At 53.2% G+C, this 728-nt stretch carries 1 protein-coding gene; it reads right to left on the bottom strand.

Annotated elements, in window-relative coordinates; all coding sequences use genetic code 11:
* Positions 1 to 683: hypothetical protein (locus tag V9K67_RS27090; protein WP_336728270.1), on the bottom strand; the 683-nt coding region annotated here is incomplete at its 3' end.
* Between the last annotated feature and the right edge of the window lie 45 nt (positions 684 to 728).

Below are 728 nucleotides of genomic sequence, written 5' to 3'. Positions count from 1 at the left end.
ACACCAACGGAGTAGTTGCAATTGTAGTAGTACGACCAACCGTTCTGGTACAGGGTGTAGGCATAACCCGAGTAATACTTGTAGCCAAAGTAATGGTAGTAGAAGGCCGAGTAGATGGCATTGGTGCCTAGGTTGGTCACCTGTACGCGGTGCCAGTTGGTGCCGCTCAGGTACAGGTAAGAAGTGGCCAGGGCCTGTGCGGCCGGATCGGCGCTGGACAGGTTGGCTTTCGCCTTGCTGCTGACTTCTATGGATACCGGTGCATTCGTGGCTTCATTAGGAAAGTCCATCATGATGGCATTGTCGGGGATCTTCAGGTCTTCGGCTTTCTTGCTATCCTTGGTAGCGCCCAGTTGCGAGAACAGCGTGCCTCCTTTTTCCTTGGAAGAGGTAGGGGCGGCGGACTGCTGCAGCAGGTTGGAGGGCGTTTGCACCAGGGTGAACTGCATATCGTCGAGGTTCAGGCCGTCCAGGGTCTTTTGGCTGGAGGCACGCAGGCGCAGGGTGGTGCTTTTGGTTTTAGAGGCATCAAAAACTTTCAGGGTGCGTTCAAAGAGCTTTTCGGGTTCTTTCATCTTGATAGCGGCAGGGTCCGAGCCAGGGTTATTGGCTTTGGTGCTGTTGGCGGCCACAGGCGTATCCATTACCTGGTCATGATCTTTCTGACAGGAGGTCAGGTACATTCCGCTTAATAACAGGGCAAATACAGAAGCTTTTAATGCTTTCAT

The sequence above is a fragment of the Huijunlia imazamoxiresistens genome (assembly GCF_037132455.1).
GTDB classification, from domain to species: domain Bacteria; phylum Bacteroidota; class Bacteroidia; order Chitinophagales; family Chitinophagaceae; genus Flavisolibacter; species Flavisolibacter imazamoxiresistens.
The sequence above is the reverse complement of the archived record's forward strand: the minus strand, read 5'-3'. Positions and strand labels throughout refer to the sequence as shown.